This is a genomic window from Pseudomonas sp. TE3911 (assembly GCF_054062775.1).
This window is the reverse complement of sequence record NZ_JBSSFP010000001.1, coordinates 1,943,946-1,963,024: the sequence shown is the minus strand read 5'-3', so window position 1 is coordinate 1,963,024 and position 19,079 is coordinate 1,943,946. Positions and strand designations below refer to the sequence as shown.

The 19,079-nt window shown below is 59.2% G+C and carries 17 protein-coding genes, 1 tRNA gene and 2 pseudogenes; 12 read left to right on the top strand and 8 right to left on the bottom strand.

Going from position 1 to position 19,079, the window contains the following annotated elements; all coding sequences use genetic code 11:
- Positions 1 to 39: 39 nt before the first annotated feature.
- The 4 genes from treS to ACVWXD_RS08925 all read right to left on the bottom strand — a co-directional run bounded on the left by treS (position 40) and on the right by ACVWXD_RS08925 (position 4,607).
- Entirely contained in the window at positions 40 to 2,103 is a 2,064-nt protein-coding gene (gene treS / locus ACVWXD_RS08940; protein WP_122680932.1) for a maltose alpha-D-glucosyltransferase, read from the bottom strand.
- 150 nt (positions 2,104 to 2,253) lie between these two features.
- Entirely contained in the window at positions 2,254 to 3,234 is a 981-nt protein-coding gene (locus tag ACVWXD_RS08935; protein ID WP_095184678.1) for a GlxA family transcriptional regulator, read from the bottom strand.
- 342 nt (positions 3,235 to 3,576) lie between these two features.
- Positions 3,577 to 4,185 carry a LysE family translocator gene (locus ACVWXD_RS08930; protein ID WP_095184677.1) on the bottom strand — a complete coding sequence of 203 codons (609 nt, stop codon included), beginning with the start codon at positions 4,183 to 4,185 and terminating at the stop codon, positions 3,577 to 3,579.
- Between the two features lie 257 nt (positions 4,186 to 4,442).
- Entirely contained in the window at positions 4,443 to 4,607 is a 165-nt protein-coding gene (locus tag ACVWXD_RS08925) for a hypothetical protein (protein WP_163034964.1), read from the bottom strand.
- Between the two features lie 153 nt (positions 4,608 to 4,760).
- Between ACVWXD_RS08925 and ACVWXD_RS08920 the strand changes: the two genes are divergently transcribed.
- The 3 genes and pseudogenes from ACVWXD_RS08920 (at position 4,761) to ACVWXD_RS08910 (ending at position 5,543) form a co-directional block, all read left to right on the top strand.
- Positions 4,761 to 5,072: a GNAT family N-acetyltransferase gene (locus ACVWXD_RS08920; RefSeq protein ID WP_401381606.1), complete on the top strand. Its 312-nt coding sequence runs from the start codon at positions 4,761 to 4,763 to the stop codon at positions 5,070 to 5,072.
- Between the two features lie 12 nt (positions 5,073 to 5,084).
- Positions 5,085 to 5,297, top strand: a pseudogene (locus ACVWXD_RS08915) (GNAT family N-acetyltransferase); the annotation flags it as partial.
- Entirely contained in the window at positions 5,298 to 5,543 is a 246-nt protein-coding gene (locus ACVWXD_RS08910) for a hypothetical protein (RefSeq protein ID WP_032885235.1), read from the top strand.
- A gap of 1 nt (position 5,544) precedes the next feature.
- Here the strand turns inward: ACVWXD_RS08910 and ACVWXD_RS08905 are convergent, their stop codons facing one another.
- From ACVWXD_RS08905 to pvdQ, 3 genes are all read right to left on the bottom strand, one after another.
- Entirely contained in the window at positions 5,545 to 5,751 is a 207-nt protein-coding gene (locus ACVWXD_RS08905) for a hypothetical protein (protein ID WP_099602557.1), read from the bottom strand.
- Between the two features lie 110 nt (positions 5,752 to 5,861).
- Positions 5,862 to 5,935: transfer RNA gene (locus ACVWXD_RS08900), tRNA-Cys, on the bottom strand.
- A gap of 212 nt (positions 5,936 to 6,147) precedes the next feature.
- Complete coding sequence (gene pvdQ / locus ACVWXD_RS08895; RefSeq protein ID WP_457370876.1) at positions 6,148 to 8,436, bottom strand: bifunctional acylase PvdQ; 2,289 nt, start codon at positions 8,434 to 8,436, stop codon at positions 6,148 to 6,150.
- Positions 8,437 to 8,673: 237 nt separating this feature from the next.
- On the opposite strand from pvdQ, the gene ACVWXD_RS08890 reads away from it, so the two are divergent.
- Positions 8,674 to 9,054 carry a hypothetical protein gene (locus ACVWXD_RS08890; protein WP_032885241.1) on the top strand — a complete coding sequence of 127 codons (381 nt, stop codon included), beginning with the start codon at positions 8,674 to 8,676 and terminating at the stop codon, positions 9,052 to 9,054.
- Positions 9,055 to 9,084: 30 nt separating this feature from the next.
- Here ACVWXD_RS08890 and ACVWXD_RS08885 read toward each other — a convergent pair whose 3' ends face one another.
- On the bottom strand, positions 9,085 to 9,273 hold the full coding sequence (locus tag ACVWXD_RS08885; RefSeq protein WP_032885243.1) for a hypothetical protein: 189 nt from the start codon (positions 9,271 to 9,273) through the stop codon (positions 9,085 to 9,087).
- 537 nt (positions 9,274 to 9,810) lie between these two features.
- Between ACVWXD_RS08885 and ACVWXD_RS08880 the strand changes: the two genes are divergently transcribed.
- From ACVWXD_RS08880 to ACVWXD_RS08845, 8 genes and pseudogenes are all read left to right on the top strand, one after another.
- Positions 9,811 to 13,173 carry a membrane-targeted effector domain-containing toxin gene (locus tag ACVWXD_RS08880; protein ID WP_457370875.1) on the top strand — a complete coding sequence of 1,121 codons (3,363 nt, stop codon included), beginning with the start codon at positions 9,811 to 9,813 and terminating at the stop codon, positions 13,171 to 13,173.
- A gap of 274 nt (positions 13,174 to 13,447) precedes the next feature.
- Positions 13,448 to 14,581: pseudogene (locus tag ACVWXD_RS08875) on the top strand (HAMP domain-containing protein); the annotation flags it as partial.
- 15 nt (positions 14,582 to 14,596) lie between these two features.
- A complete protein-coding gene (locus ACVWXD_RS08870; protein ID WP_371853996.1) occupies positions 14,597 to 15,442 on the top strand; it encodes a methyl-accepting chemotaxis protein in 846 nt (281 codons plus the stop codon).
- Between the two features lie 90 nt (positions 15,443 to 15,532).
- The gene (locus ACVWXD_RS08865; protein WP_032885248.1) at positions 15,533 to 15,991 is read left to right on the top strand and encodes an SRPBCC family protein; all 459 of its coding nucleotides are present in this window, start codon (positions 15,533 to 15,535) and stop codon (positions 15,989 to 15,991) included.
- An 81-nt stretch (positions 15,992 to 16,072) separates the two neighbouring features.
- Entirely contained in the window at positions 16,073 to 16,519 is a 447-nt protein-coding gene (locus tag ACVWXD_RS08860; protein ID WP_122757531.1) for a DUF411 domain-containing protein, read from the top strand.
- Positions 16,520 to 16,522: 3 nt separating this feature from the next.
- The gene (locus tag ACVWXD_RS08855) at positions 16,523 to 16,966 is read left to right on the top strand and encodes a YqaA family protein (protein ID WP_260366777.1); all 444 of its coding nucleotides are present in this window, start codon (positions 16,523 to 16,525) and stop codon (positions 16,964 to 16,966) included.
- Between the two features lie 44 nt (positions 16,967 to 17,010).
- A complete protein-coding gene (locus ACVWXD_RS08850; RefSeq protein WP_181643514.1) occupies positions 17,011 to 18,012 on the top strand; it encodes an alpha/beta fold hydrolase in 1,002 nt (333 codons plus the stop codon).
- Between the two features lie 26 nt (positions 18,013 to 18,038).
- Positions 18,039 to 18,992 (top strand): D-2-hydroxyacid dehydrogenase family protein, encoded by a 954-nt coding sequence (locus tag ACVWXD_RS08845; RefSeq protein ID WP_339481489.1) that lies wholly within the window; start codon positions 18,039 to 18,041, stop codon positions 18,990 to 18,992.
- Positions 18,993 to 19,079 lie beyond the last annotated feature (87 nt).

Sequence of the window (19,079 nt, the reverse complement as noted above, 5' to 3'; positions counted from 1 at the left end):
GCAAGCCCCCTCCCACATTTGGTGCTTGGAGGATGGGGGTTACATCGGCGTGCTGCCGATAACCCGCAACGCCAGGCCCTCGTACGCATCCAGGGTAATGGTGAACTCACCCTCTGCCGTCAGGTCCCCTTCAACCCGTTCGTTGATGATGTCCACCACCATCCCCGCCGCGATACCCGGCAGGTTGAGGGTTTCGGTGATCGGCGTCGCGCCGAAGTTCAGCGCGGTGATTTGCGTGCCCTTCCCGGCCGGCAAGTCGTGAACCATGATCAGCAGCGCCGGGTTTTCCACGTCTGGCACGAGGATCTGACGGCTGGCGGCAATGTCGTAGGCGCGGCGTACGGCTAAGATTTTTTGCAGCTGCGAGGCAAACGATTCGGGGTCCAGCAACTGGCTGTTCAGGCTGCCGTACAGGCTTTTCGAGCGCGGCATCTGGCCGGCCGACAATTCTGCGTCCGGGTTCAGGTCTACCAGGTCGTAGGCGCCGCGATGAATCCAGCGGGTGTCGCCGTCCTGCATCAAGTGCTCAACGTCGTCGGCCGCCAACGGCAGCGCCCCGACCAAATCCCAGCCGGACAAGGCAAACACCCCTGGCTGCATGGCGTTGTACATCACCAGCAGTAAATGGATCTGGCGGATCTGTTCGATATCCGCAGGCGTAATCGCGTCCAGGTCACGAATGCCCAGCGCCGCCGTGATGATGCTCGCCGTGGTGCAGGACACGCCATTGGTGACGAACTTAAGGTTGTACGGCGCATGCTCGCCCGTCAGGCGTTCGTACATCTGTTCGCGAATGTGCTCGCGCAGGATATTGCCGGGGAAGGTCTGGCCTTGGTAAAGGAAGCTGTCGTTGGCGTGCAGGGTCCAGAAGTGCACCAGTTCAAGGGTCAACTCGTCGTGATTCTGCAAGGCATGGATCAGCGAGCCAGGGTCGATGCCCTGACGGTGCATTTCACGCAGCATCAGGCGCAGGAACTCGGCATCGCCCATCAGCAGTGCATGCTGGTACGCGGGACGGGTGATGAAGTCATAGGACAGGTCGGCGCCGCCGTGGGACATGGAGGCGATATCGTCGACAGTGAGGTTCAGCTCCTGAAAACTGAACCCTCCCGCCTTGCGAATCGCCCCGCCGAGCAGTTGGTTGCCGGTGATCGACAGGGGATGGCTCTCCGACCAGGCCGTGCCATCGAGCTTTCGTTCCACACCAAGGAAGCCGTTGGCGTCCAGGCGCAGGATCTTGGCACCCATCACGTCGATGGCGTGCAGGGCGTCGCCGATGATCATCTGCTGCGCGGCGAAGGTCGGGTCCAGCCAGTTGAGTGACGGCTGACCTTCCTTGAAGTAATGCAGGTACACCCAGCGACGCGGCTTGCCATCCACGCCGATGACCACGGGCGTGGTGCTCCAGTCGGTTTCCTTCACGCCAGGCTCAAAGAAGATCACCCGCTGCAACTGGCCGACGATGTAGTGCTTGTCGCGCAGGGCGTCCACTTGCAGCGGGCTGAGGTTCTGCGCATCGCGGCCCTCGGCCACGTCGGGCAGCAACGGCCAGTCTTCCTCACGAATTTCCACCATGTGGTAGAGGCCGGGGTAATCCTCGTACGCCATTTCGGCCAGGCGGAAATCCGCGCCCTTGCCGGTGTGGGACGGGATCACATCGTCAATGATCACCGCGTTGTGCGCCGCCGCCATGCGCGTCAACGCCTGCAACTGCGCCTCAGTGCCCAACTGCGGGTCGATCTCGAAGCTGATGCGGTCGAAGTTGCCGTCGATGGTCGGCGTGTGCCGTGTGCCGCTCAGCCCACCGGACTTTTTCAGCGGGCCGTTATGAATGCCTTGGATGCCGATCTTCGACAAGGTATGCCACAGGGTTTCATCCCCCAGCGCCTCCAGCACCGTACCGCCCTCACGGGTCACGATCGAGGCCGGATAGGCGGTGAACCACACCGACGAGAGCGCCGTGGCGTCGCGCGGCCGTGTCTGTGCAAAGGGCTGCTGCCACAACCGGCCCTGCCCCGAATAGAGCTTGGCGCGCTGGCGGGCCGCATGCAGCATCGATTGTTCTACCAGCCAGTTCACATGGTTGTTTTCAGCAGCGGTCATAAGCTCGGTACCTGTCGTCGTGAAACGTTACTCGTAGACATATGAGGGGTACGGAGCCCATTCGTTGCATTGCAATAGCCGTCATTACGCCGTGGATCGACAGGATCGATTCTGAACAGAGCGGCCGCTCCCACAACGGATCGGCGTCGGCTATTTGACCAACCGCTTCTCCTTCGAGGGGCGATAGCCGAAATACGAGCTGTAGCACTTGCTGAAATGGCTCGGCGACACAAATCCGCACGCCACCAGCACTTCCACCTGTGACAACTCGGTGTGCTGCAACAACCGACGCGCTTCCGTCACTCGCAATTCCATGTAGTAGCGCTGCGGCGTGGTGCCCAGCTGTTCCTTGAACAACCGCTCAAGCTGGCGGCGGGAACGACCCGCGTAGACGGCGAGCTGGTCCAGTTCCAAAGGCTCTTCGAGGTTGGCGTCCATCAGCTTTACCACTTCACGCAACGGCGCGCTGACGCTGACATTTTCAGTGGGTTTGATACGCCGGTAGCGGGACTCCTCAAACGCCAGGATGTCCTCGATACCTTCGACCAGTGCTTTGCCATGCAGGCTCTTGATCCAGTCCAGGGCCATATGGAACGCGCCTGAAGGGCTGGAGGCGGTCAGGCGGTCGCGGTCGATCACGTAGGGTTCACTGGTGACGTCGGTGGCTTTGGACACTTCCGCCAGCGCCGGGCGGTGTTCGGGGTGGATGGCGCAACGGTAGCCCTGCAACAGCCCTGCGCGACCAAGAAACCAAGCGCCGTTCCACAACCCCGCGAGGTGCACGCCGCGCTCGCCAGCGCTGCGCAGCAGTTGGATGAAATCCTCGCCGGCCTTGAGTTCAGTGCGAAAACCGCCGCAGATCACCAGCAAGTCCAAATCATGCAGCGCAGCAGCATCAAGGCACGCATCGGGGCGGATGACCAGACCCAGGTCGCTGATCACTTCGCCGTCACCCCAACCAAACGTCCGCGAAGCGAACAGATCGGGACGCAGCAGGTTGGCGGTGACGAAGGTGTCGAGGGTCTGGGTGAATGCCGGCAGGGAGAAGTGTTCGAGCAACAGGAAGCCGACACGGGTGACCGATGCCGGTTGCGGGGTTTCATTGAGGTAGCGCAGGTTCTTGCCTTTCATGCCGCCGCTGAATTGACGTCTTTCCATCGAGGGTTGGCCCACTGTTATTGTTGATGCCGTGGGCGCCATCTTAGGGGGAAATGCGTTGGCTGTCTCAGGCGCTGATCTTGTAAAAAGCACAGCCCCCGGAAGCCCGTGGCAGAACAGTACAAGGCCCATCTGATACGGTTTTTTCTTTGTTATCTGCGCCTGTATTGAAATGCGCTCAAGGCGGACAATACCCCCAATCCTTATTCCCTTCCCTTCGGAGGCCTTATGACCAAGATGGCGATTTTCCTGTTCGGTTTTTTAGTGCTGACCATCGGCATCGGCCTGCTGGCGACGATCTCACCGGTCTAGCGCTTAACTGGCAAACAACATCGGGTACAGCGACAGCACCAGCAACGCGGCCATGGACCAGTTGAACAGCCTCAGCCAACGCGGCTCACGCAATACATTGCGCAGGCCGCTACCGCAGCCCACCCACACGCACACGCTGGGCAGGTTCACCACCGCAAACACCAACGCAATCACCAGCACGTTGGTGACATAACCCTCGGCCGGCGTGTACGTGGTGATGGCTCCCAGCGCCATGATCCACGCCTTGGGGTTCACCCACTGAAACGCAGCGGCGCCGAGAAATGTCATGGGCTTACCGTGTTCGTCACTGCTGTCGGACATGCCGCCTGCCGTCGCAATCTTCCACGCCAGGTACAACAGGTACGCGGCGCCGACATAGCGCAATACGGTGTAGGCCCAAGGAAACACCTTGAACACTTCGCCCAATCCCAGGCCGACCGAAATCACCAGCAGCATGAAGCCGATACTGATCCCCAGCGCATGGGGCATCGAGCGGCGAAACCCGAAGTTAACCCCCGAGGCGAGCAACATGGTGTTATTGGGCCCAGGGGTGATCGAGGACACGAAAGCGAACAGCACAAAGGCTGAGAGCAGGCTGGTGGACATGAACATGAGGCAGCATCCAAACAGGGGTTGTATGCAGGCGACAGTAGTGGGTTATGGCCTCCACTGCCCCATACAGCCATGCGCGGATTGAGGCGTACACTTTTCACAAACCTTTCACAGACGACCGAATAGGGTAGACCCAGCTCCTAATGAACATCCCTTTTAGCCCGCACTCCCCATCGCGGGCTTTTCTTTGTCCGCGATTTATCCCAGGCAAAAAAAAGGCAGGTCATTGTTCATGACCTGCTCTCGTTGACTAACGGTTAACGCTGACCACCACCGCCGCCAGGGCCGCCGCCTTGACCATGACCACCACCGCCATGGCCGCCGCCACCACCACCGCCCGGAGGCATAAACATCCAGCAGCCCGACAAGGAGGACAACAGCGCGACAACAACAGCCGCCTTGGTAAGGTAATTCAACTTCATGACAACGCTCTCTGCTTTACAAGGTTTGGTGTACGTAAAGTAAGACCGCTGTAAATGAAGTCCGTCACGGCTTTCGTGTAACGTCTTGGTAGGGTTTGTGTTGTAGTGGATACACGTATGAGCAGTGGGTTTGAGTTAACCGGGGCGATTTAGATGATCAATATTCGTGCAGCGACTGAAGCCGATCTCGATAGCCTACGAGCATTGGGCTGCGAGACCTATCAACAGCATTTCTCGTCCTTGTGGTCCCCTGATGGCATGCGGGATTTCCTGGATCAGGATTTCTCACGCGACGCGTTGAGCCGATCACTCGACCTGCCCGAGCGTCAGTCATGGCTTATCGCCTCAGATGAACGGGGCACACCCATTGGGTTTTCCAAGGTCAACTGGTCAACACCAACGCCAATCACCGGTGAGCTGGGCGCAGAACTGCAAAAAATCTATTTCCTCAAAACCGCCGCCTGACATGGCTACGGCAAGCAACTTTTGCAGTTTATCTGCGATCAGGCAGTGCAGCGTGGAGAGCACTTACTGTGGCTGGATGTGCTCAAGAGCAATTCAAACGCCCGACGGTTTTACGAAGCGTTTGGGTTCCGGCAGATCGGTGAGATCCCATTCGATACGGATTTGGCGGAAGTCGGGATGGTTGTCATGGGCCTTGAGCTGAATCGGCACCAAACGGAGAAATAAATGGAAGACTTGATACAGGGCCTCGACGGGCCCAGAACCGCCCAGCAGGAATTGTTCTACGACCTTGAAGATGCCGCGGCTGTTATTGGATGGTCAGTCATGGAGTTGACCACCCTGGCGTCCAAAGGCAGAACGCCGGATGAGGCGGCAGCATTGATGAGAATGTGCGCGCTGCTGGCAAATCAACAGGCAAAACTAGCGGCGTATGCGGATGAGGTTAAGGGGCTGCGCATCAACCGGTCGTGAATCAACGCGGCGGGTCTGGCCGGAACACCGTCAGCGCGCCAAGCGTGGCTGCGAACGCGCCGAGAAACGTCGAGGTGTAGCTGGGAATAGCCCAAAGCATCAAACAGTGAACGACCAGCAGGAATGCAGCCAAGAGGCGGATTTGCAGGTTTGAAAATCTGCTGCCGTATCGCTCAGCGGCGCTGTTGAAGTATCTGATCCATTTCATAAGAAGACTCCTGACTGGGCAAAGAATGATTCTAACCGAGTGAACGACTCCAACTTTTCACCAGACAATAAAAAAACCCCGTAGACGTTAATCTACGGGGTTTTCAAGAGTGGAGGCCGAGGTCGGAATCGAACCGGCGTAGGTGGATTTGCAATCCACTGCATAACCATTTTGCTACTCGGCCTCAAACGATTAATGCCCTGGTTGCTGACATTCACCGCATAAAAACTTGAGTGGGCTACAAAGCCATGCCTCTACTCTAACTCATTGAATACATTGAAGTTTTTAATGCTTCGTTGCGTTCGATGGGCGCCATTATGTACTCATTTGCCAATGCCTGCAACCCCTTGATTTCAAAAATATTTCGCATTGGCATCAAGGGGTTGCGTGCCTGCCCTACTCCTTGATGCGCTGCGACTGGTATTGCGGGTCGGCCTTGATCTGGGCGTCGGTGAACGGCAGTGAGCGCAGTTTTTTCTCGGAGAACGCTTGGGTCTGGTCCTTGGCGTATTTCGATGCGGGGTTGCTGGACAGGGAGAACGTCAGTACGCCCTGGGCGTGTGGGCCTTGGTCGTCGAAGGTGACGATTTGCAGGTAGCTGCTGCCGCTGACTACTTCGCGCTTGCCATCGGCACGGGGCACGGTTTGCATGGCGTTGTAGATCCCCAGTTCCTGCGGGCCGCCGTGGATCGGGGTTTGGCCGGAGACTTGGACATCGCCCCATTTACTGCCGGGCTTGAGGCCGAGCTTGGCGACGTCTGCGGCAGAGGCCAGCATGGCTTCGCGCAGGGCCTTGGCGACCGGGGCACGGTCGATGGCCAGGCCGCGCGGTGTGGTCAGCGGTTGGGCCGGGTCGAAGGCAACGCGCCAGGCATCAGGGATTTGCTCCAGCTGCTCCACCAGGTTGATGAAGTGCACCAGACCCAGGCCGCTGTCGAGGTTGGCGTGCCGGTCCCAGTCTTTAAGGCTGGTGCACAGCGGCTTCAGTGCCGCCGCATCGGTGCCGAGGTGTTTGGCGCAGAACGCCAGCAAATCCGGCATGACCTGGCCGGCCAGGTACACCTCGTTGTCCATCACCATGTTTTGCAGGTCGGCAACGCTGATCGGTTGCTTATCCAGGGATTGCAGGCGCTGCAGGGCAAACCGCGCTCGCGGGCCCAGGCCGATGTTGTCCTGGCTGATCACCGGTGAGAAACCTGCCAGCGGCGCCTTGGGGTTGACCATCCAGGCCGAATCGTTGGAGTGCTGCACATAGTCAGTGCGCTCCAGTTGCGGCAGTTGGTCAGCCGGAAAGATGCCGGGCTGGGCTGAGCGTGGGTCGACGTCCCAGGCGCAGGCGCTGTGGGCGCCGTCGAGCATGATCATTTGCAGGCCGGCACGTGGATCGCTGCACTGGGCAAGCTTGGCCGCGCTGACGTTGGGCACCACCGAGAGGTTCATGTACAGGCTCTGACCCTGATCGTCGGCGGCCAGGGTATTGACCCATGGGATGCCTTGCAGGGTGTGCACCGAAGTTTGCAGCTCGTTGAGGCTGCCGGCGCGGTTCATCGCGTACCACTGTTGCAGGACGCGATCGTTGCCAAGGTTGGCGTCGCGCAGGCTGAACGCGTAATGGCTGTCCCAGTCCAGCTTGCCAGGCCATTGCACGACGGGGCCGAACTGCGAGCTATAGACCGGATGAACCACGGGTTTAACACTGCCGTCCGCTTGCTTGACCTGCACCGTCACCGAGGTTTTTTCCAGGGGGACGGACTTGCCATCGAGCATGTAGCGCGTCGAGTCCTTCGGATCCAGGGTGAGGCGGTACAAGGTGAAATGCTTGGACGTGTCGACCGTATGGGTCCATGCCACATGCTGGTTAAAGCCAATGTTGACCACTGGCAAGCCCGGCAACGCGGCGCCCATCACGTCCAATTGGCCTGGAATGGTCAGGTGCATCTCATAAAAGCGCATGCCACCCACCCACGGAAAGTGCGGGTTGGCCAGCAACATCCCACGCCCATTGAACGAGCGCTCACGGCCCACAGCCACCGCGTTGCTGCCACGATCAAGGGTGAAACGCTGCTGGTTGGCCGCAGCCAACTCAAACGCCCTGCCGTTGGGCTGCACGCTGGCAGTGGCTTGAGGCGGCGCCGCGCCAACCAGCGCTTCGGCGAATTGGCCGACACCGCCTTCCACCAGCAGCCTGCGGGTCAATTTCACCACGTCTTCAGCGACCAACGGGCGTACCCATGCCGCCTGGCACTGCGCGGGAGCGCCCTGCTCTTTCAAGTAACGGTTGTAGCCAGCGACGTAACCTTCGATACGGTCTTTTATCTCGGGGCTCTGGGCTGTCCAAAAGGCCGCCACCGTCTCTGGCGTATTCAGCCAGGTAAAGAAAACATCACTGGCCAGATTGTTGCGCTCTTCCAGGGTTGACTGATCGGGGCCGAAAAACTTTGCCCGCTCGCCATTTACCGTGACCACCTCATTGGCCAGCAGGCACAGGTTGTCCTGGGCATAGGCATAACCAATGCCGAACCCCAGGCCACGCTCATCGTTGGCACGAATATGCGGCACCCCATAACTGGTACGGCGGATATCTGCCGACGCCTGCGCCACCTGCTCGCGCGCCGATGCGGCCAGGCTCAACCCCAGCAATAGCCCTGCTACACCCATCCTGGACAACCCGTTGGAAATAATCACGCAGACTCCACAGTCAAATTGAACACCCTCACCGGGGGCAGTTACCCCACCGTAAGAACGCACAAAACCGGGAGAAATTTAGCGACGCGGCCGCTTTATCTGAAGGACGTTGGTTGTGACAAAACCGACACTGACGAAATTTCTACATCCAACACTTCATGATTTCGCTCGCTCGTTCGTCTTATTAGTAAGAGCGCCATCATTTTCCTGATCAGGCTCTGATAAGGAGTTTTTTGCATGTACAACCCGCAAGTGCCCACGGACGGACATTCATCGGTTGCCGACGCCAACTTTGGCGGCGGCACGCAAGTGTTCGGCAAAGCGCCCGAACAGCATGGCAACCAGCGTATTCGCCACTTACTTAAGTGTTTCGGTTTGCGCACCAGCCTGATTCGGCTGAAGGTCATCGACGCCCTGCTCACGGCTGCCGACAGCCAGCGCACTCTCGGGGTGCGCGGCGTGCACAGCCACTTGCTGAACCTTGGCATCCCGCTGTCGTTTCTCAGCGTGCGCGAGGTGCTCAAGCGCCTGTGCAGCGAGGGCGTGATCACCCTCAATGCCGATAAGAGTTACAGCCTCCACGAAGAGGCTGCCAAGGTGCTCGAAGGACGCGCCTGAAGTCAGAGCTTCATGCCCATGCCTTCACGCTCAGAGCTTGACCTTGCGACGCATGACGCCGTTGATCACCACCACGATCACCGCGACGGCAATGGCGATGGTCTGGAAAGTTTTCTCACTGATGACCCCGGTGTTCTGCAAGTAGGACAGGCCAAACATCGTCCCCAATACAGCCAGGGCAATCAGAAGTGAATATTTCAAACGTTGCTTTTGGGTCATGACAAGTTCCTGAACTTGAAGAGTGTATCCATTGTTTGAAGCCTTCCCTGCCAACACCGGCCCTGGGGCAGGCATAGGCCGGGCCGACAGGCGCTCATATTACAGGCGATGAAAAGCTTTGGCTCGCCCTGGGCCGGATTGACCTGCAAACGCCTTACGGCAATCTGAGCCATCACATCGAGACACAGGGCTGATTTACCGGTTTCATAAAAGACTTTTCACGCCGTTGCCAACACTTAATTTTACAGACCTCGGTATTTCCGCAAGGAACCTCGCAGGGTGTTTTCTACACCCAATCGGGGACGTCTGAGGAAAAGGGAACCTCCTCATGAAAGACGCTTATTACAGCTTGTCTGAAAAGGTGACCACCCCATGTTGAATGTTCACACACCCACTCAAACCCCATCTCAGCCTCACCTACCGCCCCCGCCTATCAATAATCAATCGCCTGGTTTACACGCCAGCAATCCTTCAGCAAACCTCCAAACCGGCGCGTCCTCCCCCCGCCTCTCACGTGCCAGCACTGGCTTGAAACAGATGATGGCGGACAACCAGAACCTCAGGAGCCTAGGACAAAAACTCAGCGAAACGGCAACACGCTTAGGTGTGAATGCCACACCGCAAGCGATCCTCGCCGCGTTGAAGGCGACGCCGATGGATATTCAACCGGGTTCGTCCTACCCGATAGAAGCAGACGCGGCCGTCACGCTCGACGCCTACATCACGTCCAACAACCTGATGCTCCCCAATAACCATTTCGGCCTGATTGCCTTGGCAGACGCCGTGTTCAACCGGGCGTTAGAGCATCCACTGGGCAATTTAGGCGGTGGGCTGTCCTGGCCGATACCAATGAGCATGCGCAACGAAGAGGCGCTACTTGGTACGCTGAGGCACTACGTGGCGCAGCATCCGAACCCAGCGCACATAGGCGTAAGCCTTGGCGTTTTGGAATACCTGAACAGCAACCAGCCACCTTCCGGCGAAGCCGCCACCGATCCGGCGAAAGCCTTGGTCGCTATCCTGACCACCCCACGGGCACAGGCGCTGGGGCAAGCCATTCAGACCAAATTGAACGGCGTTGCAACTGACACCAGCGTCAACGAATACACGCTGACCGCTATCAACCTGGCGCTGGATCCAGAATCGATTGACCACGCCCACCCCAGCGCAATCGCCAGTTTCAACCTCGCACAGGAAGCCCACTGGGGCAAACCCGCGTCGGCCGTGGTGACCAGCCTGAGCCAACACCTGATAAAAAAACGCAAAACATCCGCCGCAATGGCCAGCGTTGGCGCGTACGTGCTTCTGGCAAGGAAAGCCCCCGAATTACTGATCAAGGACCTGCCGGCCAGGGTGACGTATGGCAGCACCGCGTGGCTCAACCTGTCGATCGCCGCCGCGACGATAGAAGCGCAAACACCGGGAAAGGTGCCGAACATGACCTTTGCCCAGGTCATGTCGGCCGCTGAAGGCGCCAGCCTGCAAGACCTGTCCATCACCCAAAAAGCGCAGAGTGCGGCCCTGCGGGTCTGGGGCGTCGTAAACGGCGTTATCAGCCAGGCCGAAGCCGATCGGTACAACGATGCCGACATCGACAAGGTCAAAACCGCTTTCAATCAACAAGCGAATTTACGGCTAGAAGCCACCGGCCAGATCCAAACCGACATGCCCAGCCGTAAAGACATCGCGTTGGCCAAACTAAAAGAACGTTTTGGCGAGGATGTCCCGTTTGAAGAGAAGCTGCTAACGGTCAAGGACACCAGCCAACCCTACGCGCAACCGCTCTACGACCCCAATCGAGCGCCAGCAGGCCACCATTCGCTCTTGGATATCGCCATGAGCGGGCTGGATCAGTTTTCGTGGGAAACCAAAGACCCGCGCATCCTTGACGCACTGGAAGGTAAGTCCCTGGCATTCGATGTAAACGCCGTCTTTAATTCTCAACTTTCCCAAGCAATCAACTCACGCAAACAAGGCATTGGTACGACGGTCAAACACTTGATCGCTCAGCTCCCGCTGGCAGACAGGCAAAACCTGGAATACGGGAAGCTGGAGTTCTATCAAAACAATACATACCAGTTGGGTATGGGGTTCACTGGCAGAACCCTTGTAGAGAAAAACGAACAACTGCTGGTTAAAGCCACCGGGGGCAGCGGCGAAACGGTTTACGCGATCGACCTTAAGCAGGGTTCCATCACCACGGTCCCAGGCACCGTATTGACCAAAGAACGTGATCGCGAGTCAAACCTCGTCTATCCAATAGAGCAGTTCCTCCCAACCAACGCCGATGACACCGTTTGGCAGCCAAACAACACTGCGGGGAATCCACTGTCCGTTCCCGACAGCTTTTCAAGCAACCGAACGCAATCCATTGCCGATGCGTTTGTCGAACACCTGGATATTGATAACAAGGACGTGGTCAAGCAGGCCAGGGGAACCACCACCTACGATCAACAGATGGACGTCGAGGAGAAACTGGCGGATTTCTTTCTCGACCTGATTCCCCTGAGATCGGCCATCGTCAACTTCAAGAACGGCAACGTCCTGGACGGTGTTGTCGATCTGGGGATGGATATTTTCGGATTCGTCACTGCCGGCGCAGGTGCAGCAGCGAAAATTGGGAACGTCGCGGTCAAGGGCTTCAGCGCGACAACCAAGGCGGTTCGGGTGGCAAAAATTTTGGGAACCACGCTCATCGGTGAGCTCAACCCAGCGAGCGGGCTGGGTGATCTGGTGCAGGGAGGCGCCAAGCTGATCGGCAAAGGCATCGACACCATCAAGAAAACCAGTGGGGCCTTTAATATGGCAAGGGTCATCGCCAACGAGCATGGGCCCATTACTCACGGCACCTTCAAGATCGCCGACCAGACCTTCCGGGCCGACACCATCCTGTCCAACGGACAACGGTATGCCTACGACCCCGCGGCGATGAAGCCCTACGGCACGCCTTTGGCAGACTTCAACCCGCTCGACACCTTGGCACCCGGCTCCCCCCATACCCACTCCCCGTCCCCTGCACAGCACCGTCATCGATACAACCCTATGGCCTCCATCGCGCGCCCAGTGCGAGTCAGAAAGCCGTTGCCCGTCGGCGACTACGCAGAAAGTATGCGCGGCAAACTGGAACCGGATCATTTCAAACCCGACACCAAAATGGCGACCATTCAAAAGTTCAAAGATGAAATGAAGGACTATTTTGACGCCATCCAGCAGGCGGGCCTCCCGACGCGACCGACCATCCCGCACATCGCCGGCAACGTCCCTGTCCCTGACCTGATCGAAACAGCGTTGAAAGCCTCGCAAGGCGTGGTATTTGGAGAATCCCACAAGCAGATGGCGAGCTTCCGGGCACTGTTCGATAACGTCGCCACACTAAAAAACGAGGGCGTTAAAAGAGTTTACTTCGAGGGGTTGATAGATATGCCCCAAGGGCTTGTCGACGACGGAATTGGCATCCTTGGTCAAAGCAAGCAGCTTCGAAGCGGCCCGACATTCCAAGAGTTACGCAAAAAGCTGGAGGATAACGGCATAGAGGTCTTGCCTCTTGATCACTACTACCTCACCCGCCACAAAGACCTACGCGGCTTGAAGAAGCCGACCACTACTGGCTCCGCGTCGATCACGCGGCTTGAAGAGTTCAACTATTACGCCGCTGAAACCATCCAGGCCACCTCAGGTGCTGATAAGTGGGCTGCATTGGTTGGGCATTCACATATGAACACCTCCGAAGGTGTGCCCGGCCTCGCTGAGTTGACCGGCAGCATCGGCATTGGTGTGTTTGACAGGCCCAGCGCCACGAACCATTTCGGAACCAGAGTCCTGGGCCATCCACAGGATCCCACCAAACCGGTCGGCAGCGGCGGTATCCCCGGCGATCTCCAGATTTACATCAAGCCGTAAACCCAAATCCCACCCGGCACACTAGCGGTCACAGCGCATGGCCCACCCCTAGCGCTGCAACCCCGTGCCAGGTGGGGCGCGCCGCTCAACCCATTATCGGCACGGTTTACCGAGACAACTGTCCATGGGCTCCCAGTTGAATTGCCAATCCCAACCGTTTAGCCCTTCACTTTATTTGCACGAGCGTACCTAAAGCTAAGCGTTTCCAAGCCGATAGCCCAACGAAGCTCTAAAAAAGCCGCGTCGATAATAAACGCTTCGTAAGGACGACCCCATGCCCCCAATGCGCTCTATCCAAGCCCGCTATACCCTGTTTCTGGTGCTGTTCGTCCTGGTGCTATTCGTGTTGACCGTCGTGGGTATCGGCCAGTTGGTCGCACCCAAGCTGCGACAGACCGAAGAACAGGTGGTGCTCAACCGCATCAGTGAGGTGGCAGAACAAATTCAGGGCGAACTGAACAAGGTTCAGGCCCAGCAACGCACCATCACCCAAACTATTCCACTGCTCGACAGCGATGCCATCGACAAGGTCCTGCCAGGCCTGGTCGACCAATATGGTGAACTGAAGGTATTTGGTGGTGGTATCTGGCCGCTGCCCAACCAGCGCACGCCGGGCCGCAACAAGCACAGCACGTTCTGGCACCGCGATGCGTCGGGCAAGCTGGCGGTGAACACGTTCTGGAACAGCGACCCCGCGCCCAACTATTACGACCAGAGCTGGTACAAAGGCGGCCTCGCTTCGCCGCGCGGGCAATGCGCCTGGGCGGCTGCCTACAAAGACGACGCCAGCCAGGAGCCGCGCACCAACTGCGCCATGGCGATCCAGCGTGACGGCGCCGCCTATGGCGTGGCCACCATCGACGTGACCCTGGGTTTCTTCAATGACCTGGTGGCCAGCAAGGAAAAAGACATCGGCGGGCAAATGCTGATCGTCGAGGGCGATGGCAAGATCATCAGCAACAGCTCGCGCCTGAGCAGCCCCGTGGTGTTGAAGAACATCAGCGAACTGACGTCCACCTCGGCATTTGCCACCCAGGTCAGCAAAGCCCTGGCCCATCGCGACCAGGCACTGCAACGCAGCGAGTTCGACAATGGCGGCGTGGCCAGCACTTTCTATCTGCGCCCCATCGAAGGCACGCCATGGTTCCTCGCCACCGCCCTGCCCACTTCACTGATCACTGCCCAGCGCGATGACGTGCTCGGCAGTCTGGCGCTGTTGCAGATCCCAATGGTGTTGCTGCTGGTGCTGCTGGCGGCGTATGCGATCCGCCAACTGGTGCAGCGCATGAAGATCCTCAAAACCAATATCGACGCGCTGTCCGCTGGCGATGCCGACCTCACGCGACGTATCACCATCCGCGCCGAAGACGAACTCGGCGCCATCGGTCACTCGGTGAACCACTTCATCGTCTACCTGCAAAACATGATCGGCGAAGTCACCCAGGCCACCGGCGCGATGTCGTCAGGCCTTGAGCAATTGCAACGGACCTCGGCCCATACCAACCAGATCCTGGTGCGTCACGCCTCGGAAACCGACCAGACCGTCACCGCCATCACCGAGATGAGCTCCACCGCCGACAACGTCGCGCAAAACGCGGCCGAAACCGCCTCGTTCACTCAGCGCGCCAATGAGCACGCCGATCGCTCCCGCGTGGTCGTTGGGGAAGCATCCACCAGTGTCAGCGCCTTGATCGGCGAAGTTGCCGCCGCCACCCACACCGTGGAAAACATGCGCCAGGACGCCGCACGCATCACCGAGACCCTCGGGGTGATCGGCGCCATTGCCGGCCAGACCAACCTGTTGGCCCTCAACGCCGCCATTGAAGCGGCGCGGGCCGGTGAGCAAGGTCGAGGCTTTGCAGTGGTCGCCGACGAAGTGCGCGCCTTGGCTGCGCGCACTCAGGCAAGCACCTCGCAGATCAACGAGATGCTGGCACGCCTGACTGCCGGGGTGAGCTCCTCGGTCGCGGCCATGGAAAATACCCAGGCCAGCTGCCAATCGGCAGCGGATGCCACGGCGCGAGTCAACACCGGGCTGGATGAAATGGCGGGTTCCGTGAGCCATATCAACAACCTCAGCACGCAGATCGCCACAGCCGCCGAGCAGCAAAGCGCGGTGACCGAGGAGATCAACCGCAGCATGGTGCAAATCCGACACATGGTCGAAGAGTTGGTACAAAGCGGCCATGCCACCGAAACCAATACCCAGAGCCTGCTGGATGCCAATGGCCGGGTGATCGCCTTGATGGGCCGCTTTAAAGTGCGCTGATCAATTCTCTAAAGGCTCCCGTGCAAAGCGCGGGAGTCGGACTATTCTGACAGTTCCAAGTGTTAAGCCCCGCCACACAGGAGGTGTGCCATGCGCGCTGTCGAGCAGTCGTTCCGCTTGGAGCGGATCAGTCAGGAACGCTTTATCCAAGCCCCCATTGACGCTGTTTACGACTACGTGACCCAACCGGATCGCTGGCATGAATGGCACCCCACATCCCTCGGGGCCGACACCGGCACCACCGGATCGCTCCCCGCCGGTGCACGCTTTACCGAAATGATCGACCTGCTGGGTGTACGCGTGCCCATGAGCTACCGCGTGCAGATCGCCCGTCGTCCCGACGAGTTCAAGACGGTGTTCACATCCCTCGCCGTCGATGGTTCCATCCACTATTTCCTCCTGCCCTTTCACGACGGCACGCTGTTCAAGCGTGTGCTGACCTATGAAACCGAATTGCAGTTGGCCAGCCTGCACGAACGCATGATCGAACTATCAGCGATTGCGCTGGACCAGCTCAGGCACCGCCTTGAAAACGCGAATCTTGTATAACTTTGAAACATTACAACGGCGCTCCCTTCAAAAAAGCGCGGAGAATGCCCGGCTTACTGCCTGGTCTTGGACGAAAACCTGATGAAAACCCCATTGCGATTGGCCCTGCTTTCAGCCCTCTTCACCAGCACCCTGGCCCAGGCCGCTGACCTCATCCCCATCGACGTGCACCGTGACGCCAACTGCGGCTGCTGCAAAAAGTGGATCAGCCACCTGGAAAGTAACGGCTTCAAGGTCAACGACCATGTCGAGGCCGACATGAGTGCCGTCAAGCAACGCCTGGGCGTGGCCCCGCGCCTGGGCTCCTGCCACACCGCCGTGATCGACGGCAAATTCGTCGAGGGCCACGTGCCCGCCGATCAAGTGCTGGCCTTGCGCAAGCGCGACGACCTGCTGGGTATTGCCGCACCGGGCATGCCGATGGGTTCGCCCGGCATGGAAATGGACGGGCGCAGCGAGGCCTATCAAGTCATCGGGCTGACCCGGGACGGCAACGATGTCGTGGTGGCTGAGTACCCGGCGCACTGATCGATGCTGATGGGTTACCTCGGGCTGTTCGTCGCCGCCTTTGGTGCGGCGACCTTACTCCCATTGCAATCGGAAGCGGTGCTGGTGGGCCTGTTGCTCAGCGGGCATTACGGCCTGTGGTGGCTGTTGGGTATCGCGACCCTGGGCAATGTTCTCGGGTCGCTGGTCAACTGGTGGCTGGGCCGCTGGGTGGAGCACTTCAAGGGTCGGCGCTGGTTTCCGGTCAGCGACAGGCAACTGGAAAAAGCGCGCACCCATTACCAGCGCTGGGGACACTGGACGCTGCTGCTCAGTTGGGTGCCGATCATTGGCGACCCGCTGACGTTGGTGGCCGGGGTAATGCGTGAGCCCTTGTGGCGGTTTCTGCTGCTGGTGACCCTAGCTAAAGGCCTGCGCTATGCCGTGCTGGCCGCCGTGACCCTGCAATGGGTGTTAATCCCCACTTAATCCCTCGCAAAGAGCATCCGGACACCCTTCCTGGAGCCCCGCCCATGCCTCTATTCCGCGCTTTTTGCATCGCCGGCCTGCTGACGGCCAGCACAGCGACTGCGCTCGCGGCCACCTACGGTCCCGAGCTGCAAGGTTTCCAGTACCCCTACCCCCTTGAACATTTCCAATTCCAATCCCAAGGCGAATCCCTGCAAATGGGCTACATGGACGTGCCGGCCAAAGGCACCGCCAATGGTCGCGCCGTCGTGCTGATGCACGGCAAAAATTTCTGTGGTGCAACGTGGGAAAGCTCGATCAAGGCCCTGAGTGATGCCGGTTACCGAGTGATCGCACCGGACCAGGTCGGTTTTTGCAGCTCCAGCAAACCCGAGCACTACCAGTACAGCTTCCAGCAGTTGGCCCTCAACACCCACCAACTGCTGGAAAAGCTCGGCATTCAAAAGGTCACCCTGCTCGGCCACTCCACCGGCGGCATGCTCGCCACGCGTTACGCGCTGATGTACCCCGAGCAGACTGAGCAGTTGGCGCTGGTCAACCCCATCGGCCTGGAAGACTGGAAAGCCCTGGGCGTGCCTGCGCTCAGCGTCGACCAGTGGTATGCCCGTGAACTGAAAGTCAGCGCCGATGGGATTCGCCAATACCAGCTCAACACGTACTACGTCGGCCGCTGGAAGCCGGAATACGAGCGGTGGGTGGATATGTATGCCGGCCTGAGCAACGGCCCGGGGCATACGCGGGTCGCATGGAACTCGGCGTTGATTTACGACATGATCTTCACCCAGCCGGTGTACTACGAATTCAAGAACCTGCAGATGCCTACCCTGTTGCTGATCGGCACCTCCGACAACACCGCCATCGGCAAGGATGTCGCGCCGCCCGAGGTCAAAGCTAAGCTCGGCAACTACGCGGTGTTGGGCAAAACCGTGGCCAAGCTGATCCCCCACGCAACGCTGGTGGAGTTTCCCGGCCTGGGCCACGCGCCGCAGATGGAAGAACCGGCGAAGTTTCACCAAGCGCTGTTGCAGGGTTTGAACGCGCTTTAATCCAACCTTTTTCGAGGCACTCGTGAATGTCGGTACAAATCGCAGTCATTGATGATTGGCAGAATGTGGCCCGTGACGTGGTGGATTGGTCGGTGCTGGAGTCGGTCGGCCAGGTGCACTTCCTGCACGATTACCCGGCCGATACCGCCGTAATGATCGAACGTCTGCAAGCGTTCGAAGTGATTTGCGTGATGCGTGAACGCACCCCATTCGACGCCGCGCTGTTGCAGGGGTTGCCGAACCTCAAGTTGCTGGTGACCGGCGGCATGCGCAACGCGGCCATCGATATCCCCGCCGCCAAGGCCCTGGGCATTCACGTCTGCGGCACCGACAGCTATAAACAGGCGGCGCCGGAATTGACGTGGGCATTGATCATGGCCTCCACCCGCAACCTGCTGGCCGAGGCCAACTCCGTGCGCGCCGGGCACTGGCAGGTCGGCCTTGGCGGCGACCTGTACGGGAAGACGCTGGGCATCCTTGGTCTGGGCAGCATCGGCCAGAAGGTCGCGCAATTTGCCCAAGTCTTCGGCATGCGCGTGATTGCCTGGAGTGAAAACCTCACGCCGGAGCGTGCGACGCAAGCCGGTGTGACCTGGGTCAGCAAGGAAGACCTGTTCAAACAGGCCGATATCCTGACCATCCACCTGGTACTCAGCGACCGCACCCGCGGCCTGGTGGATGCCGAGGCGCTGGGCTGGATGAAACCGACGGCGCGTCTGGTGAATACCGCGCGTGGGCCGATTGTGGATGAGCAGGCATTGGTTGAGGCATTGAGCCGTGGTCGCCTGGCGGGGGCTGCACTGGATGTGTATGCCGAGGAGCCGTTGCCGCTGGATCATCCGTTCCGCCGCTTGCCCAACGTGCTGGCCACGCCCCATGTGGGCTATGTGAGCGAGCAGAATTACCGGCAGTTCTACCAGCAGATGATCGAGGATATCCAAGCCTGGGCGAACAACGCGCCCATCCGCCCGCTCGGCTGACGCACCAATACAGGGCGCCTCTCACCGCAGAGGCGCACGCCGCCCCTCTGGAGAGAGGCTTGCTCAGAAAATAAGCTCACATCCTCC

Excerpts from the sequence above, each read along its gene's own strand:
- treS (WP_122680932.1), bottom strand. The coding sequence starts at position 2,103 with ATGACCGCTGCTGAAAACAACCATGTGAACTGGCTGGTAGAACAATCG.
- ACVWXD_RS08935 (WP_095184678.1), bottom strand. The coding sequence starts at position 3,234 with ATGAAAGGCAAGAACCTGCGCTACCTCAATGAAACCCCGCAACCGGCA.
- ACVWXD_RS08930 (WP_095184677.1), bottom strand. The coding sequence starts at position 4,185 with ATGTTCATGTCCACCAGCCTGCTCTCAGCCTTTGTGCTGTTCGCTTTC.
- ACVWXD_RS08925 (WP_163034964.1), bottom strand. The coding sequence starts at position 4,607 with ATGAAGTTGAATTACCTTACCAAGGCGGCTGTTGTTGTCGCGCTGTTG.
- ACVWXD_RS08920 (WP_401381606.1), top strand. The coding sequence starts at position 4,761 with ATGATCAATATTCGTGCAGCGACTGAAGCCGATCTCGATAGCCTACGA.
- ACVWXD_RS08910 (WP_032885235.1), top strand. The coding sequence starts at position 5,298 with ATGGAAGACTTGATACAGGGCCTCGACGGGCCCAGAACCGCCCAGCAG.
- ACVWXD_RS08905 (WP_099602557.1), bottom strand. The coding sequence starts at position 5,751 with ATGAAATGGATCAGATACTTCAACAGCGCCGCTGAGCGATACGGCAGC.
- ACVWXD_RS08890 (WP_032885241.1), top strand. The coding sequence starts at position 8,674 with ATGTACAACCCGCAAGTGCCCACGGACGGACATTCATCGGTTGCCGAC.
- ACVWXD_RS08885 (WP_032885243.1), bottom strand. The coding sequence starts at position 9,273 with ATGACCCAAAAGCAACGTTTGAAATATTCACTTCTGATTGCCCTGGCT.
- ACVWXD_RS08880 (WP_457370875.1), top strand. The coding sequence starts at position 9,811 with ATGATGGCGGACAACCAGAACCTCAGGAGCCTAGGACAAAAACTCAGC.
- ACVWXD_RS08870 (WP_371853996.1), top strand. The coding sequence starts at position 14,597 with ATGATCGGCGAAGTCACCCAGGCCACCGGCGCGATGTCGTCAGGCCTT.
- ACVWXD_RS08865 (WP_032885248.1), top strand. The coding sequence starts at position 15,533 with ATGCGCGCTGTCGAGCAGTCGTTCCGCTTGGAGCGGATCAGTCAGGAA.
- ACVWXD_RS08860 (WP_122757531.1), top strand. The coding sequence starts at position 16,073 with ATGAAAACCCCATTGCGATTGGCCCTGCTTTCAGCCCTCTTCACCAGC.
- ACVWXD_RS08855 (WP_260366777.1), top strand. The coding sequence starts at position 16,523 with ATGCTGATGGGTTACCTCGGGCTGTTCGTCGCCGCCTTTGGTGCGGCG.
- ACVWXD_RS08850 (WP_181643514.1), top strand. The coding sequence starts at position 17,011 with ATGCCTCTATTCCGCGCTTTTTGCATCGCCGGCCTGCTGACGGCCAGC.
- ACVWXD_RS08845 (WP_339481489.1), top strand. The coding sequence starts at position 18,039 with ATGTCGGTACAAATCGCAGTCATTGATGATTGGCAGAATGTGGCCCGT.